At 65.1% G+C, this 24,364-nt stretch carries 23 protein-coding genes and 1 tRNA gene; 9 read left to right on the plus strand and 15 right to left on the minus strand.

The genetic code is table 11. The features are described 5' to 3' along the window. Window positions 1–54 precede the first annotated feature (54 nt). Both KRR38_RS37455 and KRR38_RS21180 read left to right on the plus strand, forming a co-directional pair. On the plus strand, window positions 55–642 hold the full coding sequence (locus tag KRR38_RS37455) for a hypothetical protein (protein WP_309141105.1): 588 nt from the start codon (window positions 55–57) through the stop codon (window positions 640–642). A 25-nt stretch (window positions 643–667) separates the two neighbouring features. Then, window positions 668–1,834 (plus strand): 5'-nucleotidase C-terminal domain-containing protein, encoded by a 1,167-nt coding sequence (locus KRR38_RS21180; protein ID WP_309141106.1) that lies wholly within the window; start codon window positions 668–670, stop codon window positions 1,832–1,834. On the opposite strand, the gene KRR38_RS21185 is transcribed toward KRR38_RS21180, so the two are convergent. Together KRR38_RS21185 and lgt are read right to left on the minus strand one after the other, a co-directional pair. Beyond that, entirely contained in the window at window positions 1,831–2,880 is a 1,050-nt protein-coding gene (locus KRR38_RS21185) for a class I SAM-dependent methyltransferase (RefSeq protein WP_217405251.1), read from the minus strand. The genes KRR38_RS21180 and KRR38_RS21185 overlap by 4 nt on opposite strands. 10 nt (window positions 2,881–2,890) lie before the next feature. Then, a complete protein-coding gene (gene lgt, locus KRR38_RS21190; protein WP_217405254.1) occupies window positions 2,891–3,748 on the minus strand; it encodes a prolipoprotein diacylglyceryl transferase in 858 nt (285 codons plus the stop codon). A gap of 158 nt (window positions 3,749–3,906) precedes the next feature. Between lgt and KRR38_RS21195 the strand changes: the two genes are divergently transcribed. Genes KRR38_RS21195 through KRR38_RS21205 form a run of 3 tightly spaced genes read left to right on the plus strand, consistent with a single transcriptional unit; the run spans window position 3,907 to window position 8,801 of the window. Next, window positions 3,907–5,571 (plus strand): class I adenylate-forming enzyme family protein, encoded by a 1,665-nt coding sequence (locus KRR38_RS21195; RefSeq protein ID WP_309141107.1) that lies wholly within the window; start codon window positions 3,907–3,909, stop codon window positions 5,569–5,571. Continuing rightward, complete coding sequence (locus KRR38_RS21200; RefSeq protein ID WP_217405259.1) at window positions 5,568–8,318, plus strand: [protein-PII] uridylyltransferase; 2,751 nt, start codon at window positions 5,568–5,570, stop codon at window positions 8,316–8,318. The genes KRR38_RS21195 and KRR38_RS21200 overlap by 4 nt, the downstream gene beginning before the upstream one ends. 60 nt (window positions 8,319–8,378) lie before the next feature. Then, the gene (locus KRR38_RS21205) at window positions 8,379–8,801 is read left to right on the plus strand and encodes an NUDIX domain-containing protein (protein WP_217405261.1); all 423 of its coding nucleotides are present in this window, start codon (window positions 8,379–8,381) and stop codon (window positions 8,799–8,801) included. A gap of 383 nt (window positions 8,802–9,184) precedes the next feature. On the opposite strand, the gene KRR38_RS21210 is transcribed toward KRR38_RS21205, so the two are convergent. Next, a complete protein-coding gene (locus KRR38_RS21210) occupies window positions 9,185–10,015 on the minus strand; it encodes a 23S rRNA (adenine(2030)-N(6))-methyltransferase RlmJ (RefSeq protein ID WP_217405262.1) in 831 nt (276 codons plus the stop codon). A gap of 76 nt (window positions 10,016–10,091) precedes the next feature. On the opposite strand from KRR38_RS21210, the gene KRR38_RS21215 reads away from it, so the two are divergent. Together KRR38_RS21215 and KRR38_RS21220 are read left to right on the plus strand one after the other, a co-directional pair. Continuing rightward, complete coding sequence (locus tag KRR38_RS21215) at window positions 10,092–10,412, plus strand: hypothetical protein (protein WP_217405265.1); 321 nt, start codon at window positions 10,092–10,094, stop codon at window positions 10,410–10,412. A gap of 658 nt (window positions 10,413–11,070) precedes the next feature. Further along, window positions 11,071–11,997, plus strand: a complete 927-nt coding sequence (locus tag KRR38_RS21220; RefSeq protein ID WP_217405267.1) for a phosphatase PAP2 family protein — start codon at window positions 11,071–11,073, stop codon at window positions 11,995–11,997. 155 nt (window positions 11,998–12,152) lie between these two features. Here KRR38_RS21220 and KRR38_RS21225 read toward each other — a convergent pair whose 3' ends face one another. From KRR38_RS21225 to KRR38_RS21265, 9 genes are all read right to left on the minus strand, one after another. Continuing rightward, entirely contained in the window at window positions 12,153–12,569 is a 417-nt protein-coding gene (locus tag KRR38_RS21225; protein ID WP_217405269.1) for a DUF3035 domain-containing protein, read from the minus strand. 3 nt (window positions 12,570–12,572) lie between these two features. Then, window positions 12,573–13,187 carry a signal peptidase II gene (gene lspA / locus KRR38_RS21230; RefSeq protein WP_217405271.1) on the minus strand — a complete coding sequence of 205 codons (615 nt, stop codon included), beginning with the start codon at window positions 13,185–13,187 and terminating at the stop codon, window positions 12,573–12,575. Beyond that, window positions 13,184–16,015: an isoleucine--tRNA ligase gene (gene ileS, locus KRR38_RS21235; RefSeq protein WP_217405273.1), complete on the minus strand. Its 2,832-nt coding sequence runs from the start codon at window positions 16,013–16,015 to the stop codon at window positions 13,184–13,186. Before ileS ends, lspA begins: the two co-directional genes overlap by 4 nt. Window positions 16,016–16,094: 79 nt before the next feature. After that, the gene (locus KRR38_RS21240) at window positions 16,095–17,030 is read right to left on the minus strand and encodes a bifunctional riboflavin kinase/FAD synthetase (protein WP_217405276.1); all 936 of its coding nucleotides are present in this window, start codon (window positions 17,028–17,030) and stop codon (window positions 16,095–16,097) included. A 12-nt stretch (window positions 17,031–17,042) separates the two neighbouring features. After that, complete coding sequence (locus KRR38_RS21245; RefSeq protein ID WP_217405278.1) at window positions 17,043–17,528, minus strand: dihydrofolate reductase; 486 nt, start codon at window positions 17,526–17,528, stop codon at window positions 17,043–17,045. A 7-nt stretch (window positions 17,529–17,535) separates the two neighbouring features. Next, complete coding sequence (locus KRR38_RS21250) at window positions 17,536–18,594, minus strand: 5-(carboxyamino)imidazole ribonucleotide synthase (RefSeq protein ID WP_217405280.1); 1,059 nt, start codon at window positions 18,592–18,594, stop codon at window positions 17,536–17,538. Between the two features lie 4 nt (window positions 18,595–18,598). Then, window positions 18,599–19,054 (minus strand): 5-(carboxyamino)imidazole ribonucleotide mutase, encoded by a 456-nt coding sequence (gene purE / locus KRR38_RS21255; protein ID WP_217407390.1) that lies wholly within the window; start codon window positions 19,052–19,054, stop codon window positions 18,599–18,601. A 26-nt stretch (window positions 19,055–19,080) separates the two neighbouring features. Further along, complete coding sequence (gpmA, locus tag KRR38_RS21260) at window positions 19,081–19,767, minus strand: 2,3-diphosphoglycerate-dependent phosphoglycerate mutase (RefSeq protein WP_217405282.1); 687 nt, start codon at window positions 19,765–19,767, stop codon at window positions 19,081–19,083. 44 nt (window positions 19,768–19,811) lie between these two features. Further along, on the minus strand, window positions 19,812–19,967 hold the full coding sequence (locus tag KRR38_RS21265; protein ID WP_217405284.1) for a hypothetical protein: 156 nt from the start codon (window positions 19,965–19,967) through the stop codon (window positions 19,812–19,814). A 131-nt stretch (window positions 19,968–20,098) separates the two neighbouring features. Here KRR38_RS21265 and KRR38_RS21270 point away from each other — a divergent pair. Next, window positions 20,099–20,173, plus strand: a tRNA-Thr gene (locus KRR38_RS21270). A 52-nt stretch (window positions 20,174–20,225) separates the two neighbouring features. Here the strand turns inward: KRR38_RS21270 and KRR38_RS21275 are convergent. Next, a complete protein-coding gene (locus tag KRR38_RS21275; protein ID WP_217405286.1) occupies window positions 20,226–20,441 on the minus strand; it encodes a hypothetical protein in 216 nt (71 codons plus the stop codon). Between the two features lie 256 nt (window positions 20,442–20,697). Between KRR38_RS21275 and KRR38_RS21280 the strand changes: the two genes are divergently transcribed. Next, complete coding sequence (locus tag KRR38_RS21280) at window positions 20,698–21,036, plus strand: transposase (RefSeq protein WP_217405288.1); 339 nt, start codon at window positions 20,698–20,700, stop codon at window positions 21,034–21,036. Between the two features lie 29 nt (window positions 21,037–21,065). On the opposite strand, the gene KRR38_RS21285 is transcribed toward KRR38_RS21280, so the two are convergent. Continuing rightward, window positions 21,066–21,770, minus strand: a complete 705-nt coding sequence (locus tag KRR38_RS21285) for a glutamine amidotransferase (RefSeq protein WP_217405290.1) — start codon at window positions 21,768–21,770, stop codon at window positions 21,066–21,068. Between the two features lie 51 nt (window positions 21,771–21,821). After that, a complete protein-coding gene (locus tag KRR38_RS21290; protein WP_217405292.1) occupies window positions 21,822–24,287 on the minus strand; it encodes a TonB-dependent receptor in 2,466 nt (821 codons plus the stop codon). Between the last annotated feature and the right edge of the window lie 77 nt (window positions 24,288–24,364).

Consider the following 24,364-nt stretch of genomic DNA (forward strand, 5'->3'; position numbering starts at 1 on the left):
GGTTCGGCGGCGAAGTCTTATGGCTGTCATATTCGCACTTCAGGAATTGCGGGCATGATCCGTCGCCTCACCGCTGTCCTCGCCTCGATCTTGCTTGTCTCGGCTTGCGCCGCACCGATGGTCTCGCGGCCTGGTGGTGCGGCTGCAAGCGAACCCGTTACCGTCGGCATCATCGCGATCAACGATTTTCACGGCGCGCTCGAGCCGCCCAAGCAGTCCGTCTTCGTGCCGACGGGCAAGGGGCCCACACCGACCGATCCTTCGGGCACAGTCGGCGTGCCGGCGGGCGGGGCGGCCTGGCTGGCTTCGGCGATTGATTCCATCCGGGCCAAATATCCGAACCACGTGACCGTCTCCGCCGGCGACATGATCAGCGCTTCGCAATTCGCCTCATCGCTCTATCTCGATGAGCCGGCGATCGGTGTGATGAACCGCATCGGCGTCGACTTCAACGCCGTTGGCAACCACGAGTTCGACCGCGGTCCGGCCGAGCTGCTGCGCATGCAGAACGGCGGCTGCGAGAAGAACACCGTGCGCGAACCTTGCCAGCTCGAGCAGTTCAAGGGAGCAACGTTTCGCTACCTTGCCGCGAGCACGCTGACCGCGGACGGCAAGACGCTGTTCCCCCCCGACCGGTCTTAAGAGCTTCGGCGAAGGCGCGCGCAAGGTGACGATCGGCTTCATCGGCCTGACGCTGAAAGGGACGCCCGACCTGGTCTCGCACGATCGCATTGCCGGCCTGACTTTCGCCGACGAGGCGGACACGATCAATGCCGCGGTGCCCGCGCTCAAGGCGCAGGGCACCGACGCGGTTGTCGTGTTGATCCACCAGGGCGGCAAGACCGATGAATTCTCTAACGTCAGCGGCTGCCAGAACCTGAAGGGCGAGATCGCCGGCATTCTCGACCGGCTCGACACGCGCGTCGACGTCGTCGTTTCTGGCCATACGCATTGGCCCTATGTCTGCGACTACGCCAAGATGAACCCGGCCAAGCCCTTTCTGCTGACCAGCGCCGGGGTCTATGGCGAGCTGGTGACCGACATCACACTGTCGATCGATCCGGCGACGCATCGCGTGGTCGGCAAGCGCGCGACCAATGTCGTCGTCCAGTCGCAACCCTACACCGCCTCGCGCGGACCCGTGCCCAACAACGATGTCGTGCCGCGCTTCGAGCCTCGCGCCGACATCAGTGCCTATGTCGGTCGCTACGTCGAGGCGGCGAAAGCGTTTTCCGAGCGGCCGATCGGCAAGCTGAGCGGCCCCTCGCAGCGCCGCGAGATCGGCAATGTCGACTATGGCGGCCCGGCGGGCAACCTGATCGCCGATGCCCAGCTCGCCGCAACCAAGAGCGCCGGCGCACAGATCTCGTTTATGAACCCCTTCGGCATCCGCGCGCCAATCGTACCCAGCGCCGACGGCAGTGTGACCTTCGGCATGATCTACCAGACGCAACCGTTCAACAATGACCTCGTCACCTTCACGCTAAGCGGGGCCGAGTTGAAAGCCGTGCTGGAGCAGAGCTTCGCCGATTCCGGCCCCGAGCAGTTCCTGACGCCTTCGGCTGGCTTCAGCTATACGGTGGACCGTCAGGCCCCTGCCGGATCGCGGGTATCGGCCATGTCGCTGAACGGGACGCCGGTCGATCCGGCAACCGACTATCGCGTAACCGTCAGCACGTTCCTGGCCAACGGCGGCGACGGCTTCAGCGCTTTCGACAAGCAGCGCAATGTCGTGCTCGGTCCGACCGACATCGACGCGCTGGAGGCCTGGATCAAGGCAGTTCCGGTCCGCCAGGTGCCGACCGAATCGCGCGTGTTCGAAGCCAAGCGCTAGAAGCCGGCACCCTCCGGCCAGCCGGACGCGGTGAGGCCCATGACCTTGAACAGCGCGCCCATCTGCTCGGGATCGACGAGCCGATCGCGCGCCACGGCAACCGCTTCCGCCCGCGCGGGCACCGCGCGCGCCAGCGCCTCGGCCCGTGCATCGATCCCGAGTGCCCGCAACCAGACGCCTTGCTCTGCGATGCCGAGCCGTCGCGCGCCGTGGCTCTTGGCAACTTCCGCCAAGGTCGCGAAATCGACGAGCGCGGTTAGGTCCGCCTCGCCGGGATCGGCGAAGGGATCGACCTTCCGGTGCGCGCGCACAGCCTGCAGTGTCGAGCCGGTGCGGAATTCGGCATGGCCATAGTCGATGAACAACGCCGCTCCGCCCTGCGCGGCCAGCCTTTGCGAAACCTCGCCGACCACCGTCGCAGCGCCGGGGCAGGTCTCGATGATCGTGCCTGGCGCGGCATCGCGCAGTGTCTCGGGCAACGCCGCGTCCATGGGCCGGTCGCCGATCATTGGACGGAACCTGCCGTCCTCGCAGCCGACCATCCGCTCGCGCCAGCCGGCTTCGGCACGGACGAGCTGTCGCACCGGCAGCGCATCGAGGAATTCGTTGGCGACGAGCAGAATCGGCGCGTTCTCGGGCAGGCTCGACAGGTCGGCATGCCACTGTGCAGTGGGCACGGCCTGCGACTGGAGAGCACGCAGCGCCGGCGATCCCTCGACGAAATGGACTTGCGGCACGAGGCCTGCCTTGCCCGCCGCGCGCAGCGCATCACGCGCCAGCGTGCCGCGGCCCGGACCCAGTTCGACGTAGTGGACGGGTTCCGGCCTACCGGCGCGGCTCCAGATGTCGGCAAGCCACAGGCCGATCAGTTCCCCGAACATCTGGCTGATCTCGGGCGCGGTGACAAAGTCGCCCGTGGCGCCGAGCGGGTCGCGCGCCGCATAGTAGCGGGCGTTGGCCTCGCCCATATACTGCATGACGCTGATCGGACCGAAATTTGCGATGAGTCTGGCAAAGACTGCCGACAGCGTCTCCTGCGCGCTCATGCCGGCCCCCTCACGCTGGAGCAGCGATATCCGCCCCGAGCGGTCGCCGCGTCAGCGCCCGCACAAGGAAGAACAGGCCGATGAGGATCATCGGCACGGTCAGCCACTGGCCCATCGAGAAACCGGTGCGCAGAGCGAACTCCTGCAGCTGCTGGTCAGGCTCGCGGAAATATTCGACCGTGAAGCGCGCCAGGCCGTAGCCGAGCGTGAACAGGCCCACGAGCAGGCCCGGCCGCCAGCGCGCCCGCGTCTTCCAGAACAGCGTGAGCAGGACGACCATCAGCACCAGCCCCTCGAGCCCGGCCTCGTAAAGCTGGCTCGGATGACGCGGCAGCGGGCCGCCATCGGGGAAGACCATCGCCCAGGGCACGCCCTCGGTCACGCGGCCCCAGAGCTCTCCATTCACGAAATTGGCGAGCCGGCCGAAGAACAGGCCGAAGGGCACGCAAACCGCGATGTAGTCGGCGACGCGCAGGAAATCGAGCTTGCCGCGCCACGAGACCCAGGCGATGGCCAGCACCGTGCCGATCAGGCCGCCGTGGAAGCTCATCCCGCCGTTCCACAGCTTGAGCAGCTCGGTCGGGTGCGCCCACAGCTCGGGCGCGTAGAAGGTCGCATAGCCGAGACGGCCGCCGAGGATGATGCCGAGCGTGCAGTAGAAGAAAAGATCGTCGGCGTGGCGCTGCGCCATCGGCGCGCCCGGCGCTCGAAGCATGCGCGTCAGGTGCCAGTAGCCAAGGACGATGCCTGCGAGATAGGCCAGCGAATACCAGCGGAGCGTGAAGAAGTGGAGGTCGATGCCCCGGGTCAGCCCAAGATCGACCCACTGAATCGGCGCGTTTGCGGCGGCAACAAGCAAGGACAACAAACGATTAACCCCATCGCGGTATAGCTGCCAGGCAGCGTTCTGGCGGTGCCTTCTTGCATAGCGGCAGCCGCTGCGGAACCCGGCAATTGGCCGGTGCGGGGCCAGGGGTGGAAAAGCAGTCTATGCCGAGCGAACTCGACAGGCGACTGGCGTCTACCGTGAAGCGTCTCATCGCGCGGGGCACTCCGTTCGAAATCGGCTCGATCGAGCGCGGCGGCGTCAAGCTGCCGTTCTATAGCCGCGCGCCGAAAACGCTGCCCGCGCTGTTCGACTTGTTCTGCGCCGAGCACGGCGATGCCGAATTCCTCGTCGACGGCACGGTCCGGCTGAGTTTCGCGCAGACCCATGCCCTGGCGCGCCGTGTCGCGGCCGGGCTGGTGACCCGGCATGGCGTCCGCCGCGGCGACCGCGTCGCCATCGCCGCGCGCAACTCGGCCAACTGGATCGTCGCTTACATGGGCGTCCTGATGGCGGGCGGCTGCGCCACGCTGCTCAACGGCTGGTGGTCCGGCGAGGAACTCGCGGGCGGTATCGCCCTGCCTGATTGCACGCTGGTGCTGGCCGATCCGCCGCGCGCGCAGCGGCTGGCCCGCGTCCCGCTTTCGGCGCGGGTCGTCCTGTTCGACCATGGCGAGCCCGAGCATGGCCTCGCCCAGCTGCTGGGCGCCGATGACGACCAATGGCGTCTGCCCGAGCTCGCCGGCGACGACCTCGCCACCATCATGTTTACCTCGGGCTCGACCGGCACGGCAAAGGGCGCCGTTTCCGATCACCGGGCCGTGGTCCAGGCGACCTGCAACTTCGCGGTGCAGAGCCTGGCCGCATTGATCGCCGATGCTCCGGACGGCGAACTGCCGCCGCCGCAATCCACGCTGGTCAGCGTCCCGCTGTTCCATGTCACCGGCAAGATCGCCCTGTTCCTGCAGAGCTTCGTCACCGGCCGCCGCCTCGTCATCATGCCGAAATGGGATGCGCGCGAGGCAATGCGCCTGATCGAGCGCGAACGGATCACCTTCTTCGCCGGCGTGCCGCTGATGAGCTTCGAGATCGCCACTCATCCGGCGCGTGCGCACTACGACCTGTCGAGCTGCGCGAGCTTCGCTGCCGGGGGAGCCGCGCGCCCTGCCGAGCACGTCGCTGAACTCCGCAAAGCCCTGCCCGGCGCGGCGCTATTCATGGGCTACGGCCTGACCGAGACCAACTGCACCGGCTGCACCAATTTTGCCGCCAACTACATCGCCAAGCCCGAGAGCACCGGCCCCGCCAGCGCTCCGTTGGTCGAAATCGCCGTGCTCGGGTCCGATGGCGAGGCTCTGCCCGCCGGCCTGCGCGGCGAGATCGCCGTGCGTTCGGTCTGCAACTTCCGCGGCTACTGGGGCAATTCGCTCGAGACTGCGGCAGTGCTGCGGGCCGACGGTTTCTTCCTCACCGGTGATCTCGGCTACATGGACGAGGCAGGCTACCTCTTCGTGGTCGACCGCAAGAAGGACATCATCATTCGCGGCGGCGAAAACATCGCCAGTGCCGAAGTCGAACAGGCTATCTACGCGCATCCCGGGATCGCCGAAGCCAGCGTCTTCGGACTGCCGCACGAGCGCTACGGCGAAGTGCCGGTCGCGGTCTATTCGATCAAGGACGGCCACCGCCTGAGCGAGGAGGAACTGCTCCGCCATCTCGCCACGCGCATCGCCGCGTTCAAGGTTCCGGTGCGCCTTTGGTGCGAGGACAGCGCGCTGCCGCGGCTTGGAACAGAGAAGATCGACAAGCGAACGTTGAAAGCCCGCTATTCGCAAGCCTGGGAAGCCGCTAAAGGCGCTCTATGAGCGCATCGCGCATACCGAACCAGCGCGCCATCATCGATCGGCGCATTCTCACCGAAGCGATTGCCGAGGCCGTCCAGGCCAAGGGCAGCGGCGGCGCGGCGCGCCCACAGGTCGTCGAGCTGCTGCGCGGCGCCCTTGCCCAGGGCCGCAAGGAGATCAGCCGCCGCCTGGCCGACAAGCCCTCGGCCGGCCACGACGTCGCAGAGGCGCAGGCCTTCCTCATCGACCAGATCGTGCGGGTCATCCACGACCATGTCGTCGGCGACGTCTACCGTGCCAGCAACCGGTCCTCGGGCGAGCGGCTGACGATCATGGCGGTTGGCGGCTACGGCCGCGGCGAAATGGCGCCCCATTCGGACCTCGACATCGCCTTCCTCACACCGATCAAGGCCACATCCTGGTGCGAGCAGGTGATCGAGGCGATGCTCTATTTCCTTTGGGATCTGGGCCTCAAGGTCGGCCATTCGAGCCGCTCGCTGAACGAGATGGTGCGGATGTGCCGCGCCGACCTCACGATCCGCACGGCCCTGCTCGAAGGGCGCTATGTCTGGGGCGACCAGCCGCTCTACGAGGAAGCCCGCAAGCGCTTCTGGGCCGAAGTCGTCGCCGGGACCGAGCGCCAGTTCGTCTCCGAGAAGCTCGCCGAGCGCAACGACCGGCACAAGAAGCTGGGTGACAGCCGCTATGTCGTCGAACCCAACGTCAAAGAGGGCAAGGGCGGCCTGCGCGACCTCCACACGCTTTACTGGATCGGCAAGTACATCCACAAGGTGCGCGACGTCAGCGAACTCGTCACGGTGGGCCTGCTGAGCCAGGACGAATACCGGGCCTTTCGCCGCGCCGAGAGCTTCTTCTGGGCGGTCCGCTGCCACCTCCACACGATCACCAACCGCGCCGAGGATCGCTTGACCTTCGACTTGCAGCGCGAGGTGGCGGAGCGGATGAATTTCTCCGACCGCCCCGGCAAGAGCCCGGTCGAGCGGTTCATGCAGTACTTCTTCCTTCAGGCGAAAGTCGTCGGCAACCTGACCGGGCTGTTCCTGGCCCAGCTCGACGAGCAGTTCGCCAAGGCGCCGCGCGGCCTGCTGGCGGGCTTCCGCGCTCGCGCCCGCACGCTCAAGGGCTATCGGATCTTCGGCGGCAAGATCCAGGCCCAGGGTGACGACTGGTTCGAGAACGACCCCGTGCGCCTGCTCGAGATCTTCACGATCGCCGACAGCGAAGGGCTGGAAATCCATCCGGAGACGATGCGCTTGATCGCCCGCGACGCGCGGCTGATCAACGGCGAGGTGCGCAGGAACGCGCGCGCCAACGCACTGTTCCTCGACCTGCTGACCAGCCGCAACAATGCCGAGATGGTGCTGCGTTGGCTCAACGAAGCGGGCGTATTCGGGCGCTTCATCCCCGACTTCGGCCGGGTCAACGCGCAGATGCAGTTCGACATGTACCATCACTACACGGTCGACGAGCACACGATCCGCGCCATCGGCCTGGTCGCCAAGATCGAGAAGGGCGAGCTCAAGGGCGATCATCCGCTGGCGCACGGGATCATTCACAAGATCCAGTCGCGCCGCGCGCTCTACTGCGCGGTGCTGCTGCACGACATTGCCAAGGGCCGTGGCGGCGATCATTCGGTGCTTGGCGCCGAGATCGCGATGCGACTTTGCCCGCGGCTCGGGCTGAGCGAGGACGAGACCGAGCTTGTCGCCTGGCTGGTTCGTCAGCATCTGCTGCTGAGCGCAACCGCGCAGAAGCGCGACCTGTCCGATGCCAAGACGATCGCCGATTTCGTCGAGCAGGTGCAGTCGATCGAGCGGCTACGCCAGCTCACCTTGCTGACTATCGTCGATATCCGCGCGGTCGGCCCCGGGACCTGGAACAGCTGGAAGCGCCAGCTGATCGCCGAGCTCTATGGTGCGGCCGAGGAACGCCTGCGCCTGGGTCATGCGCTGCACGGCCGCCCGGAACGCGTCGCCGCCAAGAAGGACCGCGTCGCCGAGCGGCTGGGCAAGGCCAAGAAGCTGGTTGAGACTGCGGGTTCGCAGCTCGGCGACGCCTACTGGATCGCCGAGCCCGAAGACATCATCGCGATGAACCTGGCGCAGCTCGAAGCTGCCGACGGCGCGCCGTTGTCGATCGCCACCGAATATTACGCGGCGCGCGGCGCGACGCTGGTGACCGTGGTCGCAGCCGACCATCCGGGCCTGTTCTACCGCATCGCCGGCGGCATCCACCTTGCCGGCGGCAACATCATCGACGCGCGCATCCATACGGCGCGCAACGGCATGGCGGTCGACAACTTCCTCATCCAGGACCCGATCGGCCGGCCGTTCATGGAGGACAGCCAGCTCGCCCGGCTCAAGTCGAACATCGAGGATGCCCTGGCCAACCGGGTTAAGCTGGTGCCGCAGCTCGCTGCCCGCCCGCTTGCCCGGCCGCGCGCCGATGCCTTCGAAGTCCGCCCGCGCGTCGAGTTCGACAACAAGGCCTCGAACCGCTTCACCGTGGTCGAAATCAACGCCCGCGACCGCCCGGCGCTGCTCAACCGCCTCGCCCGCGCGCTGTTCGAAGCGCGGCTGATGGTTCATTCGGCGCACATCGCAACCTATGGCGAGCGCGCCGCCGACACCTTCTACGTCACCGACCTGCTCGGCGAGAAGATCGACGCGCCCGTGCGGTTGAAGGCCGTCGAGAAACGCCTGCTCGAAGCCGCGAGCGAGGATGTCGTGGAAGTCGAGGCGGCCTGACGGTCTGGCGAATGGCGCCTCATTGTTGCGACCGCATGGGAAACGCGGCAGACTCCGGGCATGGGTGACGCGGCAGGACAGACCATTCGCATCGCCGCCGCGCTGATCGATGATGATCTCGGGCGGTTGCTGCTGGTCCGGAAAGCCGGGACGACCAGCTTCATGCAGGCAGGGGGCAAAATCGAAGCCGGCGAGAATGCCTGGGCGGCGCTTCGCCGCGAATTGCTCGAAGAGATCGGCCTCGATCTGTCCGACCATGAGGAGCGCTACCTCGGCCGCTTCTGCGCCGCGGCGGCAAACGAAACGGGCTGCGTAGTCGAGGCTCAGCTATTCCACGTGCGGACGCTGCATGTGCCCATGACCGCAGCCGAAATCGCAGAAGCGGTCTGGGTTCATCCGGCCGAGGCGGCCAACCTCGCTCTCGCCCCGCTGACGCGGGATTGGGTCCTGCCGCTGGCTGCCGGCATTGCGAGCCGCCGCTAGGCAACAAATGCGCTGCTGGCGCATGTAGGTGACACATGTGTCACCCGGTCACCCCTCCGCTCTCTTGAAATATCACTATTTACCAATATCTTGTTGGCGGAGGGGCAGGGTGACACTTTTCCAACCTATTCCGTATTCGTGATGTCAAAGAGCGTGGGTGCAACACCGCGCAGGCATAATGACGGCTCAGGGTGAAGTAGGAAAATGGTTTGGCTTCTTGTGCTCATAGCCGACGTTCGAGGGTCCAGTTCCATTCCCTGCAACCGGTCTTTGGTTCATGAAGTTGGGGAACGGGTAATGCGCTAGGTTCCGCGACTAAACCCTCGTTCTCGGCTTGGGCCTGCAATGCGTAGTCCCGCTGAAGGGCGAAATGAGGGCTTACTTTAATCGCCCAACCAACCGGTTGTGATCTCGCCCTTATGCCCCTCCGGCGCCAGCGCGGCGCGCAGGGCTTCCAGCAGAGGCGGCAGCGCCTGCGTAAAGGCGTAGGGCGGGTTGACTATATAAAGGCCCGCACCGTTATAGATGTCGGGCTGATCGCTATCGTACAACCAATGCTCCACCCGAAGAAATTTCGGGATGCCGAGCCTGCGTAACTGCTCCTTCCACCGCCAATGCGTGGCGCGGTCTTTCAGCGGATACCAGATCACCGTCACACCAGTTGCCCATTTGCGGTAAGCGGCGGCGAGGGTGGCGGTGATACGTGCGCGTTCGTCCCGCTGTTCGTACGGCGGGTCGACCACCACCACGCCGCGCGCGGTGCGGGGCGGCAGCATCGCCAGCCAAAGCTCGTAGGCGTCGCGCTCATGCACGGCGGCGGATGTGTCGCGCATCACGCCGCGCAGGGCATAGGCGTCTTCGGGATGTTTTTCGTTCAGGATCAGGGAATCCTGCGGGCGCAGAAGCTGCGCCAGAATCTGCGGCGAGCCGGGGTAGAGGTGCGGCTCGGCCCCGACATTCACCGCCTGTACGGCGGCGCGGTAGTCGTTCAGCAGGGGGTTCGGGTCGGCAAAGGCCCGCAGCACGCCCTGCATGGACTCGCCGGTGCGTCGGGCCTCCTCGCCGCCAAGGTCGTACAGCCCGCAGCCAGCATGGGTGTCGATCAGGGTCAGCGCGCCCTGTTTGTGCTGCAAGGCCCGCACGAGGGCGATCAGCAGGCTGTGCTTCACGACATCGGCGCTATTGCCGGCATGGAAGGAATGGCGATAATTCATTGCGATTCAAAACCCTGACGATCTGCCTCTATATGAACGGCTGGATTGCAGTGAAAGAGCTGCTACTCGCTCCGACATGGCAAACATCCCCAAGCTTACCGGTATCGTTGACGTTGATGGCCTCCAATACGAATGGGAACTGCGGAGCGAACCCCAATGGGGCGAGTCCGAGGGCTGGAAGGGCATGACGATCGCGCTGATGCAGAAACATACGCAGCGAGGAGCGTTGCTGGAATTTCCTCCCCCGAAGCGACTGTTGAAAGGCATGCAGCGTGGCCGCCTGCAAGTGGATAGCGCCACTATTTCCCGGGGAATCCGCGCTGCTTTGACGGCGGGGTGGGAGCCTGCATCTCGAGGCAAGCCAATGGTGTTTATGGTCGACGCCGACGGAAACTAGCCGCCGATCGAGGAAAATAAAGCACGTCTAAGATCAATCCCTTAGACGCGACGACACCGGAATCGCCGACATTGCCGCCATTGAGACGGCCATCCTCGTGGACTAAAAGCGGACGCTCGGAACGGGGAAGTGCGATCATGAACATGCAGGCGGACGACGATGCAGTGCGCTAGGATGAGAGGCTAGGCAAGCTGGTGAAGATCCAGCTGGAGCCGGAGAAGCCGGAGTGATGTGGGACTTCCTCGTCGACAACTTTTGGTACGCGCTACCTCATTGGCTTCAGTGGCTCATCCTCGCGCCGTGCATCTTGGCGCTTGGCGTCGGCGCCTACCTGCTTTGGCAGGAGGGATAGGGCCCGGCCCGTGCCAGTGTTTGCAATCTATACAATCGCTAATAATAAGTCCCCAGCTACCGATGAGGCTTGGAACTTGTGTGGACACAATTTGACAGCCGGTCGCCTTCGTCAATGAATGACTAACGCCGTGACGGAGAAAATATCCGTTTTGGATTATTTTCATCGCGACAATATAGTCCGTTCCGGATGAGTCTCTTACATCGGCAATAACGAATTATTTGAAATACCTCGCCAAACAACTCGGCCATGGACAGGCAACGTGATGAGAGGTATTCAATCTTAGGGCTACGCCTTTGGATTCCAGTGTGGCTTTTTGCTCTTTGCGGGGTCGCTCTCTTTCTAGCGACCGGTTTCCGCGTTACTTCGAATGATTGGTTAGAGCGTTTGGTAATTATAGTTATCGGCGGCTGCCTCGCAGCATTGCTAAAGAAGCAGCCGACCTACTGCGTCGCGATTGCCGGCACGGCATTTTTCCAGGGCATTGTTATCTCGACTGCCGCAATGATGGTAACCTACGCCGCCGCCACGTCCGGAAACGAGTTGGCCGATGAGGCGCTACTTCGGATGGACAGGGCACTGGGTTACGATTGGCAGGCTTACGCCTCCTTTATCTATTCGCACGAGACCCTAACCTCGCTCGTCCTGCCGAGCTACTGGTTGATCTTCCCGCAGCCGATCCTGATTATCTGCCTGCTGGCGGCGAAAGGGCGAGCCGACAAGCTCGAGAAGTTCATAATCGTATCGGCCCTCACCCTGTGCGTTACCGCGGCCATATTCTATTTCCTGCCCGCAACGCAGGCCTGGACGCATCTTGGCTATGGTGACGACCGGATCGCCATCTATCCGGATATGTCCCATTCGAGCCATGGCTGGGTTCAACAGTTTCTGAAGATTCACGGTGGGGGCGGAAGAGTAATGTCACACTTCACCGGCGGCGCGCTGATTGCCTTTCCCAGCTATCACTGCATCTCTGGCTTGATTTTCATTTGGGCGACTTGGCCGATTGCGGTCCTTCGGCCGACCTCCGTAATCTTCAACGGCCTCATGATCGCGGCGACACCGATCGTTGGCGGACATTACCTCGTGGATATCATCGGTGGGGCGCTCGTCGCTGCCGCCGTCATCGGCGTAACGGAGCGGTTCTACCCGCGTCTATGCAGGTTCGCGGGAGGTGATCAAAACCGTCCCGAAAGGCAGCGTCGTGGTGGGGAGAATGTCCCCAGCAATTAGCTGGTTTCACTCGGACACAGTGCGCAAGCGAAGGTCGGCTTGCACGGAACCGCGAGAAGCTGCCTGTCCGGACTCCCCAACAAAGCCACCCTCCGTGCACGAAAAAGCCGCCACCCCATGCGGGATGACGGCCCTGTCTCGCGTTGCGACGTAGTTTAGGAAGCGCCGCCGGCTACGGCCTGGGCTTCGCGGCCGTCGCCCGCGGGGGCGGCGATGATGTCGCGGGTGACGTCGCCCTTGGCGACGGTGTTGGTTTGATTGTCGCCCACGTTCGAGCGGATGCCCGGCGCGGCGGTGCCAGCGCGGCCGATCGTGTTCTTCTCGACCTCGCTGCGCGGGGCCGGGCCGCCGAACAGGGCGTCGAGCGTCTGCTGCTGGCTGTTGGTCTCCACCGGACGCGGCGCGCCCTGCTGCGGCGGGGTCAGCGCGAAATCGGGCGGCACGACCAGCGGCGACTGGCGCTGGACGGCGAATTCGTCGGGCCGTTCGCGGTTGAGCAGCCCGCCGCCGCCGCAGCCGGCGAGCAGCGCCGAGGCAGTCGTCACGAGGATCAGGGCTGTAACTTTACGCATGTCTTAGCTCTCCGGGGCGGTGTCGGCCGGCTTTTCGGGGTCCGCAGGCCCTATTTCAGCAGGTTTGGGCTTCTCGCGCGAAAACAGGGACCGGGCAAGGATTATCAGGACGCCGACTGTGATCGCGGCATCGGCGAGGTTGAAGATCAGGAACGGGCGCCACTCGCCGATATGGAAATCGGCATAGTCGACGACATAGCCGTGCCAGGCCCGGTCGTGGATATTGCCGAGCGCGCCGCCGAGCACCAGTGCCAGCGCGGCAAGGTCGAGCTTGGCCTTCTCGTACTTCACGATCCAGACGAAGACGACGAGCGCGATCAGGCTGGTCAGGGCGACCAGCAGGTAGCGCATTTCGATCGACTGCGCGGTGAGCATGCCGAGCGAGACGCCGTAGTTCTCGGTCCAGGTCAGCTTGAAGAAGGGTAGTCCCACCGAGACGCCGGCGTCCGGAATTCCCATGCGACCGGCATTGCGCGACGCTTCCGCCACGCCCCAAGCGCCGGCGACCTGCCGCTTGATCCACTGGTCGATGGCATAGACCAATCCGGCCAGGACCAGCGCGGCGATGCGGCGGCGCCAGAGCGTAGCTGCGGGCAGGTCGGCCGCGGCGGAACTCATGCCGAAACGTCCATCCCTTCGACCACATCGTCGCAGCGCGCGCAGAGCGTGCCGTCCTCGGTCACTTCGGGCAGGTGGCGCCAGCAGCGGCCGCATTTGTGGTAGGAGGTGCGCGAAACGGTCACGCCGTCGCCCTGCGCCCGCGTCACTTGCGCGCTGATGAACAGCTCGGCGAGATCGGCGTCGGGCGCGCTGGCGGGGACAGTGACAGTGGCTTCAAGGCCCGAGCCCAGCACCTTCTCGCGCCGCAGCGGCTCGATCGCTTCGAGCACCTGCGCGCGCAACGCGCGCAGGTCGGCCCAGCGCTCGGCCAAGGCAGCGTCGTCGCTTGCAGGCAGTTCCGGCCATTCGAGCAGGTGGACGCTGCCGCCTGCGGGATAGCGCGTCAGCCAGACTTCCTCGGCTGTGAAGACCAAGACTGGTGCGGCATAGCGCACCAGCGCGTGGAACAGCGTGTCGAGAACCGTGCGGTAGGCCATGCGCTTGGCGTCCGCAGGCGCGTCGCAGTAAAGGCTGTCCTTGCGGATATCGAAGAAGAAGGCCGAGAGGTCCTCGTTGCAGAAATCGGTCAGCGAGCGGACGTAGGTATTGAAATCGAAGTCCGCGATCGCCTGCTTCAGCGTCGCATCGAGCCGCGCGAGCAGCGCCAGGACATAGCGTTCGAGTTCGGGCATCACGCTCGGCGTGACACGCTCGGTCTCTTCGAACCCTTCCAGCGCGCCCAGCAGATAGCGGAAGGTGTTGCGCAGCTTGCGGTACTGGTCGGCGACGCCCTTGAGGATCTCGTCGCCGATGCGGTGGTCCTCGGTATAGTCGACCGACAGCGCCCAGAGCCGGATGATGTCGGCGCCGTTGCTTTCCATGACCTTCAGCGGGTCGATGGTGTTGCCCAGCGACTTCGACATCTTCAGACCCTTCTGGTCCATGGTGAAGCCATGGGTCAGGACCGTCTTGTAGGGCGCGCGGCCGCGCGTGGCGCAGCTCTCGAGCAGCGAGGACTGGAACCAGCCGCGGTGCTGGTCCGAGCCTTCGAGGTAGAGGTCGGCGGGCCACTGCAGATCGGGCCAGCGGCCGCTTTCGAGCACGAAGGCGTGGGTCGAGCCCGAATCGAACCAGACGTCGAGGATGTCGGCGACGCGCTCGTAGTCGGCCGCCGCATAGTCGTTGCCGAGGTATTCCTGCGCGCGGTCGTCGGACCAGGCGTCAACGCCGCCCTCGCGCACCGCCGCGATGATGCGGGAATTGACTGCGGGGTCGTTCAGGTACTGGCCGCTCTTGCGGTCGACGAACAGCGTGATCGGCACGCCCCAGGCGCGCTGGCGGCTGAGCACCCAGTCGGGCCGCCCTTCGACCATCGAGCCGATGCGGTTGCGGCCCTTTTCGGGGATGAAGCGCGTGTCGGCGATGGCGTCCTTGGCGACGGTGCGCAGCGTCGGCGGCATCACTTCGTCGAGCAGCGCGTAACGCTCGTCCTGACGCACCAGATGCTCGGACTCGCGGTCCATCGGCACGAACCACTGCGGCGTGCAGCGGAAAATGATCTTCGCCTTCGAGCGCCAGCTGTGTGGATAAGAGTGTTTATAATCTGTGGAAGCTGCCAGCAGGCCGCCGGCTTCGCGCAGGTCCGAGCAGATCGGGCCGTCGGGCGCGTTGAACTTGGGATTGATCACCGATCCCTGGCCGCCCATCCACAGCCAGTCGGCGCGGAACTTGCCGTCACCCTCGACCGCGAAGACCGGCTCGATGCCGTGCTTCTTGCAGAGCAGGAAGTCGTCCTCGCCATGGTCGGGCGCCATGTGGACGAGGCCGGTGCCGCTCTCGGTGGTGACGAAGTCCGAACCGTCGAGGAAGGGACGGGGCTTGGCGAAGAATCCGCCGAGCGCGTGCATCGGGTGGCGCGCCGTGGCACCCGCCAGCAGCGGGCCCTTGACGTACATCTCCATCTTGAAGCCGTCGGCACCGATGCGCTTGAGGAAGGCGTCGATCAGCGGTTCGGCAACGACGTACCGGTCCTCGCTCCCGCTGGCGCCCGTGGCGCGCAGGAGGATGTAGTCGACCGGCGCGCCATAGGCGATCGCCTGGTTGGACGGGATCGTCCAGGGCGTGGTCGTCCAGATCACCGCCTTGGCGCCGACCAGTTCCTCGGCCTCGGGGCAAGTGACGATCTCGAAGGCGACGTCGATCTGGGTCGAGACGATGTCCTCGTACTCGACTTCTGCCTCTGCCAGCGCGGTCTTCTCGACCGGCGACCACATCACCGGCTTGGCGCCGCGATAGAGCTGGCCGGTCTCGGCGAATTTCAGCAGCTCGGTGACGATCGTCGCCTCGGCCTGGAAATCCATCGTCAGGTAGGGATTGTCCCAGTCGCCGTTGATGCCCAGGCGCTTGAGCTGCTCGCGCTGGACGTCAACCCAGTGCTGCGCATAGGCGCGGCATTCAGCGCGGAACTCGACCGGATCGACCTGGTCCTTGTCGAGTTTCTTCTTGCGGTACTGCTCCTCGACCTTCCACTCGATCGGCAGGCCGTGGCAGTCCCAGCCGGGCACATAGGGCGCGTCCTTGCCCAGCAAAGTCTGGGTGCGCACGACCATGTCCTTGAGGATGTGGTTCAGCGCATGGCCGATGTGCATGTCGCCATTGGCGTAGGGCGGGCCGTCGTGGAGGATGAACTTTTCCCGGCCGGCGCGGGCCGCGCGGGTCTGGGCGTAGATGTCCTGTTCCTGCCAACGCGCAAGAATGCCGGGTTCCTTCTGCGGAAGCCCGGCTTTCATGGGGAACTCGGTCTTCGGCAGGAAGACGGTCGATCGGTAGTCGCGCTGCTCGGTCATGACCGGCCGCCGTTAGAGGAATCTGGTTAAGGATGAAAGTCCGCGCTGCACCGTAAGTCGCGCCGTACCCCGTTAATAATCAAGGTACGAGTGTCGCAAGTCTCGCCCGGGCCTCGTCGCAGTCGCGTGCGATCTGCGCGGTCAGTTCTTCGAGGCTGTCGAACTTGCCTTCGGGGCGCAGGAAAGAGTGGAGCGCGACCTCGATCTCCTGGCCGTAGAGATCGCCCGAAAAGTCGAAGAAATAGGGCTCGAGCAGTTCCTTCGGCGGATCGAAGCTCGGGCGGATGCCGATATTGGCGGCGCCCTGCACGACCCGGCCGTCGGGCAGTCGGCCCGTCACCGCATAGATTCCATAGCGCGGACGCAGATATTCGCCGAGCTCGATGTTGGCGGTGGGGAAGCCGATCGTCCGCCCGACCTTGTCGCCGTGCTGGACCGTTCCCCGAATCGCGAAGGGCCGGGTGAGCAGCCGCGTGGCGGCCTCGCAGTCGCCCACTTGCAATGCGGTGCGAATGCGGCTCGAGGAGATCGGTCCCTCGGTATCGTGGACCGCGCCGACCGTGCGCGCCTCGATCCCGAACTGCGCGCCCAGGCTCTTCAGCAAGGCAGTATTGCCGCCGCGGCGCTGGCCGAAAGTGAAATCCTCGCCGGTAACGACGCCGGCCGCGCCGAGGTGCCCGGCGATCATGTCCTCGATCCAGCGCTCTGCCGGCATGTTCGCGAGCACGGCGTCGAAGAAGAACACCAGCACGCCATCGACCCCGGCGGCCTCGAACAGTTCCATCCGCTGGTCGAGCCGGGTCAGGCGGAACGGATCGCAGTCGGGCTTGAAATAGCGCATCGGGTGCGGCGAGAAGGTCGCCACCACCGCGGGTCGGCCTTCGCGGCGCGCCCAGTCGATCGCCGTGCCGACCACGGCCTGGTGGCCCTGGTGGAAGCCGTCGAAATTGCCCAGCGCCAGGACGGCGCCGCGCAGGCTTTCGGGCATGGGATCGCGGTGATCGAGACGAATCATGGTTGGCCCGGGCTATAGGTCGCGGCGCAGCGTCACGAAAGCGAATGCGGGGCGGCCGTTGTCGGCGGGATGCTCCTCGCGGAACACTTCGCGCCAGGATGCGTCCAGCGGCGGCATATGGGTATCGCCGTCCACCTCGGCATGGACCTCGGTCAGTTCGATGCGGTTGGCGAGCGGCAGGAACAGCGCGTTGATCTCGGCGCCACCGATCACCGCGGTGTCGCCGTCACCCGCCATATCGAGCGCCGCATCAACCGAATGCGCCACCTCGGCGCCCTCCGCCGACCAATCGGCATCGCGCGTCAGAACGATGTGACGCCGGCCGGGCAGGGGACTGGGAAAGCTGTCGAAGGTCTTCCGGCCCATGATCATCGGCCCGCCGAGCGTCAGCGCCTTGAAGCGCTTAAGATCGGCAGGGATATGCCAGGGTAACGCGCCGTCCTTGCCGATCGTGCCGTTGGCGGCGCGCGCGTAGATCAAGAACAGGTCTCGGCTCATCCCCGCGTCAAGCCAGCGTCAGCCGCGTGACGTGGCCCATCTTGCGCCCGGGCCGCGCCGCCGCCTTGCCGTAGAGGTGGAGGTGGTTGGCGGGATCGCCGAGCAGCTTCGCCCAGTCCTCGGCCGCGTCGCCGATGATGTTGCGCATCTCGACGGCCTTGGCGGCGAGCGCGGTGTCACCCAGCGGCAGGCCACAGATCGCGCGGATATGGTTCTCGAACTGGCTGGTGACCGCGCCCTCGATCGTCCAGTGCCCCGAATTGTGCACGCGCGGCGCCATCTCGTTGAACACCGGGCCGTTCGCCGTGGCGAAGAATTCGAGCGTCAGCACGCCGACATAGTCGAGCGCTGCCGCTACCTTGGCCGCCAAGGCGCGGGCTTCGGCCAGCTGCGCTTGCACCAGTGAGCAGGCTGGCACGGTCGAGCGGGCGAGAATCCCGCCCTTGTGGACGTTGTCGGGCGTATCCCAGAAGCGGATGTCGCCATCCGTTCCGCGGCAGAGCAGCACTGAGAACTCGGCTTCGAAAGTGACGAAGCCTTCGTAGATCAGCGGTTTTGCCGGCAGATCGAGTGCGGCGGCGTCGCCTTCCGCCATGATCCGCCACTGGCCCTTGCCGTCGTAGCCGTCGCGGCGGGTCTTGAGGATGCCTGGTGCGCCGATCCTGGCGACGGCCGCCGCAAGGTCCGCGGCGCAATCGACAGTGGCGTAGGGGGCGGGTTTGCCGCCCAGTTCCTCGATGAAGCGCTTCTCGTTCAACCGGTCCTGCGCGGTTTCCAGAGCGCGCGGGTGTGCCAGCAGCGGCACGTCGCCCAGCGCAACGAGTGGCGGGACGGGGACGTTCTCGAACTCGTAGGTCACCACCGCGCAGTCGGCGGCGAAGCGCGCCATGGCTTCGGCATCGTCCCACGCGGCGCAAGTGAAGGCGCCGCAGACTTCGGCGGCGATGGAGTCCGGCTCGGGCGCATAGACATGGCAGCGATAGCCGAGCTGCGCCGCGGCCATGGCCAGCATCCGGCCGAGCTGGCCGCCACCGAGGATACCGATCGTCTCTCCCGGCGAAATCATCGTCTCAGGATGGCCGCTCGGCGACCGAGGCTGTCTGCGCCTCGCGGTAGGCCTTGAGGCGCCCGGCCAGCGCAGGATCGTTCGTCGCGAGGATCGCCGCGGCCAGCAGCCCGGCATTGGTTGCGCCCGCCTCGCCGATCGCCAGCGTGCCGACGGGGATGCCCGCGGGCATCTGCACGATCGACAGCAGGCTGTCCTGGCCCGAAAGCGCCTTCGACTGCACGGGCACGCCGAGCACGGGCAGATGCGTCATCGAGGCGACCATGCCTGGCAGGTGCGCGGCGCCGCCTGCACCAGCAATGATGACCTTGAAGCCCTCTTCGGCTGCACCCTTGGCGAAAGCCACGAGCCGGTCGGGAGTGCGGTGCGCCGAAACGATCCGCACGTCGGCATCGACTTCCAGCTTCTCCAGCACTTCGGCGGCGCGCTGCATCGTCGCCCAGTCGGACTGGCTGCCCATGACAATCGCGACGAGCGCGGACACTCTTAGCGCTCCGAAAGGTAGTAGCGCTCGACGGCGCTGAGGTTGCCATCGAGCTCGTAGACGATCGGCTGGCCGGTCGGAATCTCCAGTCCGGTGATCTCGTCGTCCGAGATGCCCGACAGATGCTTGACCAGCGCGCGCAGCGAATTGCCGTGCGCCGAGATGATCACGGTCTCGCCGGCCTTCAGCTGCGGCACGATGGCGCTCTCATAGTAGGGCAGGACGCGGGCGATCGTGTCCTTGAGGCTCTCGGTATTGGGGATCGCGATGCAGGCGTAGCGCGCGTCCTTGCCGAGATCGAATTCCGAACCAGCATAGAGCACCGGCGGCGGAATGTCGAAGCTGCGGCGCCAGATCTTGACCTGCTCGTCGCCGTGCTTGGCCGCGGTCTCGGCCTTGTCGAGCCCGGTCAGGCCGCCGTAATGGCGCTCGTTCAGGCGCCAGTCCTTGGTCTCGGGGATCCACAGCCGGCCCGCGGCCTCGAGCGCGAAATGCAGCGTGCGGATCGCGCGCGTCTGGAACGAGGTGAAGGCGACGGTCGGCAGCACGCCCTTGGCGGCGAGCAGCTTGCCCGCGGCGAGGGCTTCTTCCTCGCCCTTGGGCGTCAGGTCGACGTCCCACCAGCCGGTGAAGCGGTTTTCCAGGTTCCACTGGCTCTGGCCGTGGCGGACGAGGATCAGACGAGGCACTGTGCGAAGGCTCCCTGCAGGCAAGGGTTTTGGAAGCGGCGGCCCTAGCTTTTCGGGGGCTCTTTGGGAAGGGGCGCATTGCCTTCTTCATTGCCGTGATCGCCGAGCTCGCGCGCCTGGGCTTTGCGGCGCTTCAGGTTCTCGCGCAGCTTGGCGGCGAGGCGCTCTTCGCGCGTGGGAGCATCGGCCTTCTTTTCCATTGCGCCAGCATGTGCCTCCTGGCGGGACAAAGCTCAACACGGCCGCAACCCGCGCTTGACTTTGCCCGGCCTCGCGGCCAAAGCGCGCGCCTGCCGGCACCGTCAGGTCGTCGGCCGTGCCCGAATGGTACGCTGCTGTAGCTCAGTGGTAGAGCGCATCCTTGGTAAGGCTGAGGTCGGGAGTTCAATCCTCCCCAGCAGCACCATTCCCGCACCGCGGGACGGTGTAGTCATCGCCCGGCCCTGATGGGCACGTGGCTAGATGAGGAAGTCCGCTTCGGTCTCGTCGACCGGTTTTTGCCCTTCGAGCACGAATTCCAGCTCGCGCAGGCTGTGCAGGCAGCGGGCGATGTTGTGCTGGATCGCCTTTCGCGTCTCGGGCGACATCGCCAGCTTGTCGAGATCCGTGCGGTCGAGGTCGATGGTGCTCGTCAGTGTCTCGAGATCGCGCAGTATTTTTTGTGAATCGGCCATCGGCGTCTCCATGCGCATCACGGGCGCAAGCGTTCGCAAGTGCGGCATGGGCAGAGTGACTGATTCGCGCCTGTAAATCCAGCCCGCATCGGTGCTGAAACGGTAGCCCGATCGGCCTTTGCGATGACTACGTGAAATTGCGTATTTTTAATGTTGCGCGGCCTAGCCGTGCTCGCGCAATTATGTTATATATTGTATACAGAGGCGAGCGGGGGGCCGTCGCCATATCGGCCGGTCAACCGGCATGGAGACGACCATGAGGGGCTTCGTGCTTCGCAGGCTTGCGCCACATACAGGGGTAATCAAGCAACGATATTTCGCCGGCGAGTCCTTCGAGGAGCTTGCAGAGCATTTCGACTGCGGATGGGGCACGATCCGCCGTTTCCTGATCTCCGAGGATGTGCCGCTGCGGCAGGAGCCGCGCAAGCGCAAGCTGGATACCTTCGGCGTCGAGGTGATCGAGGCCTTCCGAACGGGCACCGACGTGAGCGAAATTGCCGAGCGCTTCAGCGTCCGGCCGCAGACCGTGCGCAATTTCCTGCTCGATCGCAGCGCGTTGCTGGCCCCGGTGCCCGATTCGGACGTCACCGGCTAAGCGCTTCGCTGCATTGCAAAAATTGGGCTTCAGTCGAACCCTTCGAGCCATTCCGCGATCATCGCCTGGCCGGCGGCGACCGCTCCGGGACCTAGCGTATCGTGATCGGCGCGGAGGCGGGCTTCGGTCGTGCCGGCACGGGCCATGGCCGCTTCGCCGCCTTCGATCCAGGCTTCGATGCGCGGGTCCAGGCCCATCTCGGCGTGGAACTGCAGCGCCAGGACGTTGTTGCCGCGGCGGAAGGCCTGGTGTGCGTAGAGCGGGCTCGAGGCCAGCAGTTCGACGTTCTCGGGCAGGGAGAAAGTGTCGCCATGCCAGTGCAGCACGGGCACTTCGGCGACGTGGCGCAGGGGTCCTGCCAGGCCTTCGGCGCTCAGCGTGACCGGATGGAAGCCGACCTCGGAGGCGGGGCCGGCGAACACCCTGCCGCCCATGGCTTCCGCAATCATCTGCGCGCCGAAGCAGACGCCGAGCGTCGGCCGGTTGGCTTCGAGCCGGCGCGCGAGGCGTTTCAGCTGGCAGGCGATCCAGGGATATTCTTCCTGCTCGTAGACGCCCATCGGCCCGCCCATCATGATGAGCAAGTCGTGTTCGACCAGGTCGAGCGACGAAAAGCGTTCGTCGGCGACGTCGATCCGGTCGACCTCGTAGCCCGCGGCCTCGATCGGTGCGCGGAAGCCGGCGACCCCTTCGTAGGGAACGTGCCGGATGATGAGAGCGGTCTTCTGAGTCATTTCACTCCTCGGAAAGGGAGCCGGCGCGGGTGGTCCCGTCGCCGGCCTGTATCACACTATCAGAAGTCGAGCTTGACCGTGGCCCCCCCAGGTGCGCGGGTCGCCCGGCTGGCCGACGATCAGGCCGCTGCTGCCCGATTGGGTGCTGAGCAGTTCGAAATACTTCTCGTTGAAGGCGTTGCGCACCCAACCGAAGATGTTGAAGTGATCGCGGCGGAAGCCGAGCCTGAAATTGTGGAGCGAATAGCTGTCGATGTACATATAGGCCGACGGCGAGGGGTTCGACGAGAAGCGCGAGCGGTAGCTGCCGTCATAGCCGAAGTAGACTTCGGCGCCGTCGCCCCCGAGAGGCACGTTGTACTCGCCGCCCCAGGAGACCGACCACTTGGATATGCCCGGCAACACTTGGCCGGAGATGTTGCACGATACCGGGCTGATACCGCCAGCGGTCCCGGCCGGGCTGGCGACCTGCGTTCCGGTGGGGGCGGTGCCGCCGGCAAGCTCGGGCGGGCAGGGCGCGTTTGTGAACTTGACAAACTTGGCGTCGGTGAAGGCGCCGTTGACGTAGACGTTGAAGCGGTCGCTGGGGCGGAACGCGGAATCGAACTCGAAGCCGCGCACGCGAACCTTGGGCGCATTGGCCAGATAGCCGCGGATGACGTTGACCGCGTTGGCGTTCACGGTCGTCTGGTAGTCCTTGATCTCGTCCCAGAAGCCGGCGAGGTTCAAGGTGACCTTATGGTCGAGGAACTGGGTCTTGAGGCCCACTTCGAAGTGATTGACGTTCTCCGGCTTCACCGTCTGCGTGGTCAGGTCGACCCCGGTGCTGGTCGAGTTCAGCGGCAGGCCCGAGAGATTGATGCCGCCCGACTTGAAGCTCTTGGCGTAAGTCGCATAGCCGTGGATGTCCTGGCTGAAATCGTAGGACAGGGTGATATCGCCCGATACGTTCCAGTCGTCGAAATGGGGTTCGTAGTGCTGCGGCGCCAGGGTGTTTATCTGGTTCTGGAAGGTAGTCTTGGCCGTGCCCGTTTTCGAGTCGAGCATGGCTTGCACGTTGGCGGCAGTAGCGGTGAAGTTGTACTGGCTGTTGGCGATGCTGACGACGGCGTCGTAGTAGCCCGACTTCTTGTCGTAGTTCACGCGGACGCCGGGCTGGATGTGCAGGCCGTTGACCGGTTCCCAGTTCAGCTTGCCGAAGACGGCGAAGCTGTCGTTGCTGAAGCGGATGGTGTTGGTGCTGGTCAGGCCGTTGAGCACGTTCGGGTTCGATGCGTCCGTGCCCGACAGCAGCCAGCGGCTGGCAGCAGAGCCCTGCACCTGAACGCCGTTGGTGTTGATCTTCTGATGGAAATAGTAGGCGCCCAGCGTGTACTGCAGCCGCGTCTTGCCGTTGGAGGTCAGGCGCAGTTCTTGCGACCACTGCGTCTGGTGCGACGGGTTGGCCGAAACCGTGGTGATCGGCAGGCCGATGAAGTCACGGTCGTTGGCCGGGCTCCAGTCCCAGTTCCGCCAGGCGCTGATCGAGGTGATCGTTGCCGGTCCGAGGTCCCAGTTGCCCGTCAGCGAGACGCCGGCCATCGTCTGCCGCGCATTGAGATCGGCGTCGAGGTCGGTCACCCGGTCGAACGGATCCTTGGTCGGCGGCGTGTAGCCGAAAGCCCCGGCGAGTGCGGTGTATTGGCGGGCGAGCGGGCGCTGGGTCGGCGCGAGGCGGGCATAGTACTGCACGCAGCACAGCGGGTTCTGCCAGTTGTAGTCACCGGCAAGGGTGAAATCGAGGCTGGATGACGGCTTCCACAGCAACTGGCCGCGCGTGCTGAAGCTGTTCATGCGGTGCAGGTCCTCGCCTGTTCGAACGTTGTCGATCGTGCCGTCACGCTTCGAGTAGGATGCCGAGAGGCGGGCGGCGAGCGTATCGGCGACGATCGGTCCTGAGACCGAAGCCTTGGCCTGCATGAAGGAGTAGTTGCCGCTGCTCAGTTCGACACGGCCTTCGGGCTCGAAGCTCGGCGCGCGGGTAGTGACGTTGACGGCGCCGGCGGTGGTGTTCTTGCCGTAGAGCGTGCCCTGCGGTCCGCGCAGGATCTCGACACGCTGGATATCGACGAAGTCGAAAGTCGATGCGCCGGCACGGCCGACGTAGACGCCGTCGATATAGAAGCCCACGCCCTGCTCGATGCCGTCATTGGTCAGGCCGAACGGCGCGCCAAGACCGCGGATGTTGATCGCGGAGTTGCGCGGGTTGCTCGAATAGAACTGCACCGAAGGCTGGCTCTGCTGCAGGCGGTTGATGTTGAACGCGCCCTTGGAGTCGATCTCCGGGCCGCCGATCACGGACAGCGCGATCGGCACTTCCTGTGCTTTCTCCTCACGGCGCTGGGCTGTGACGATGATTTCGTTGTTCGCGGAAGATGCTGTGGCCGCATCGGCGGCTGCGGAGTCTTCGGCAAAAGCGGGAGACGCAAGAAGGGCTATGCCGGCGGCGCTGGCCAGCAACACGGTACGGGAAATCATCGTTATTCTCCTGGTAGAGATCTCGACGCCTCCAGTGGACCGGTTGGCAGTCAGCGATGTCTTGATTTGGGTTGTTG

It is taken from the genome of Novosphingobium sp. G106 (assembly GCF_019075875.1).
Classification (GTDB): domain Bacteria; phylum Pseudomonadota; class Alphaproteobacteria; order Sphingomonadales; family Sphingomonadaceae; genus Novosphingobium.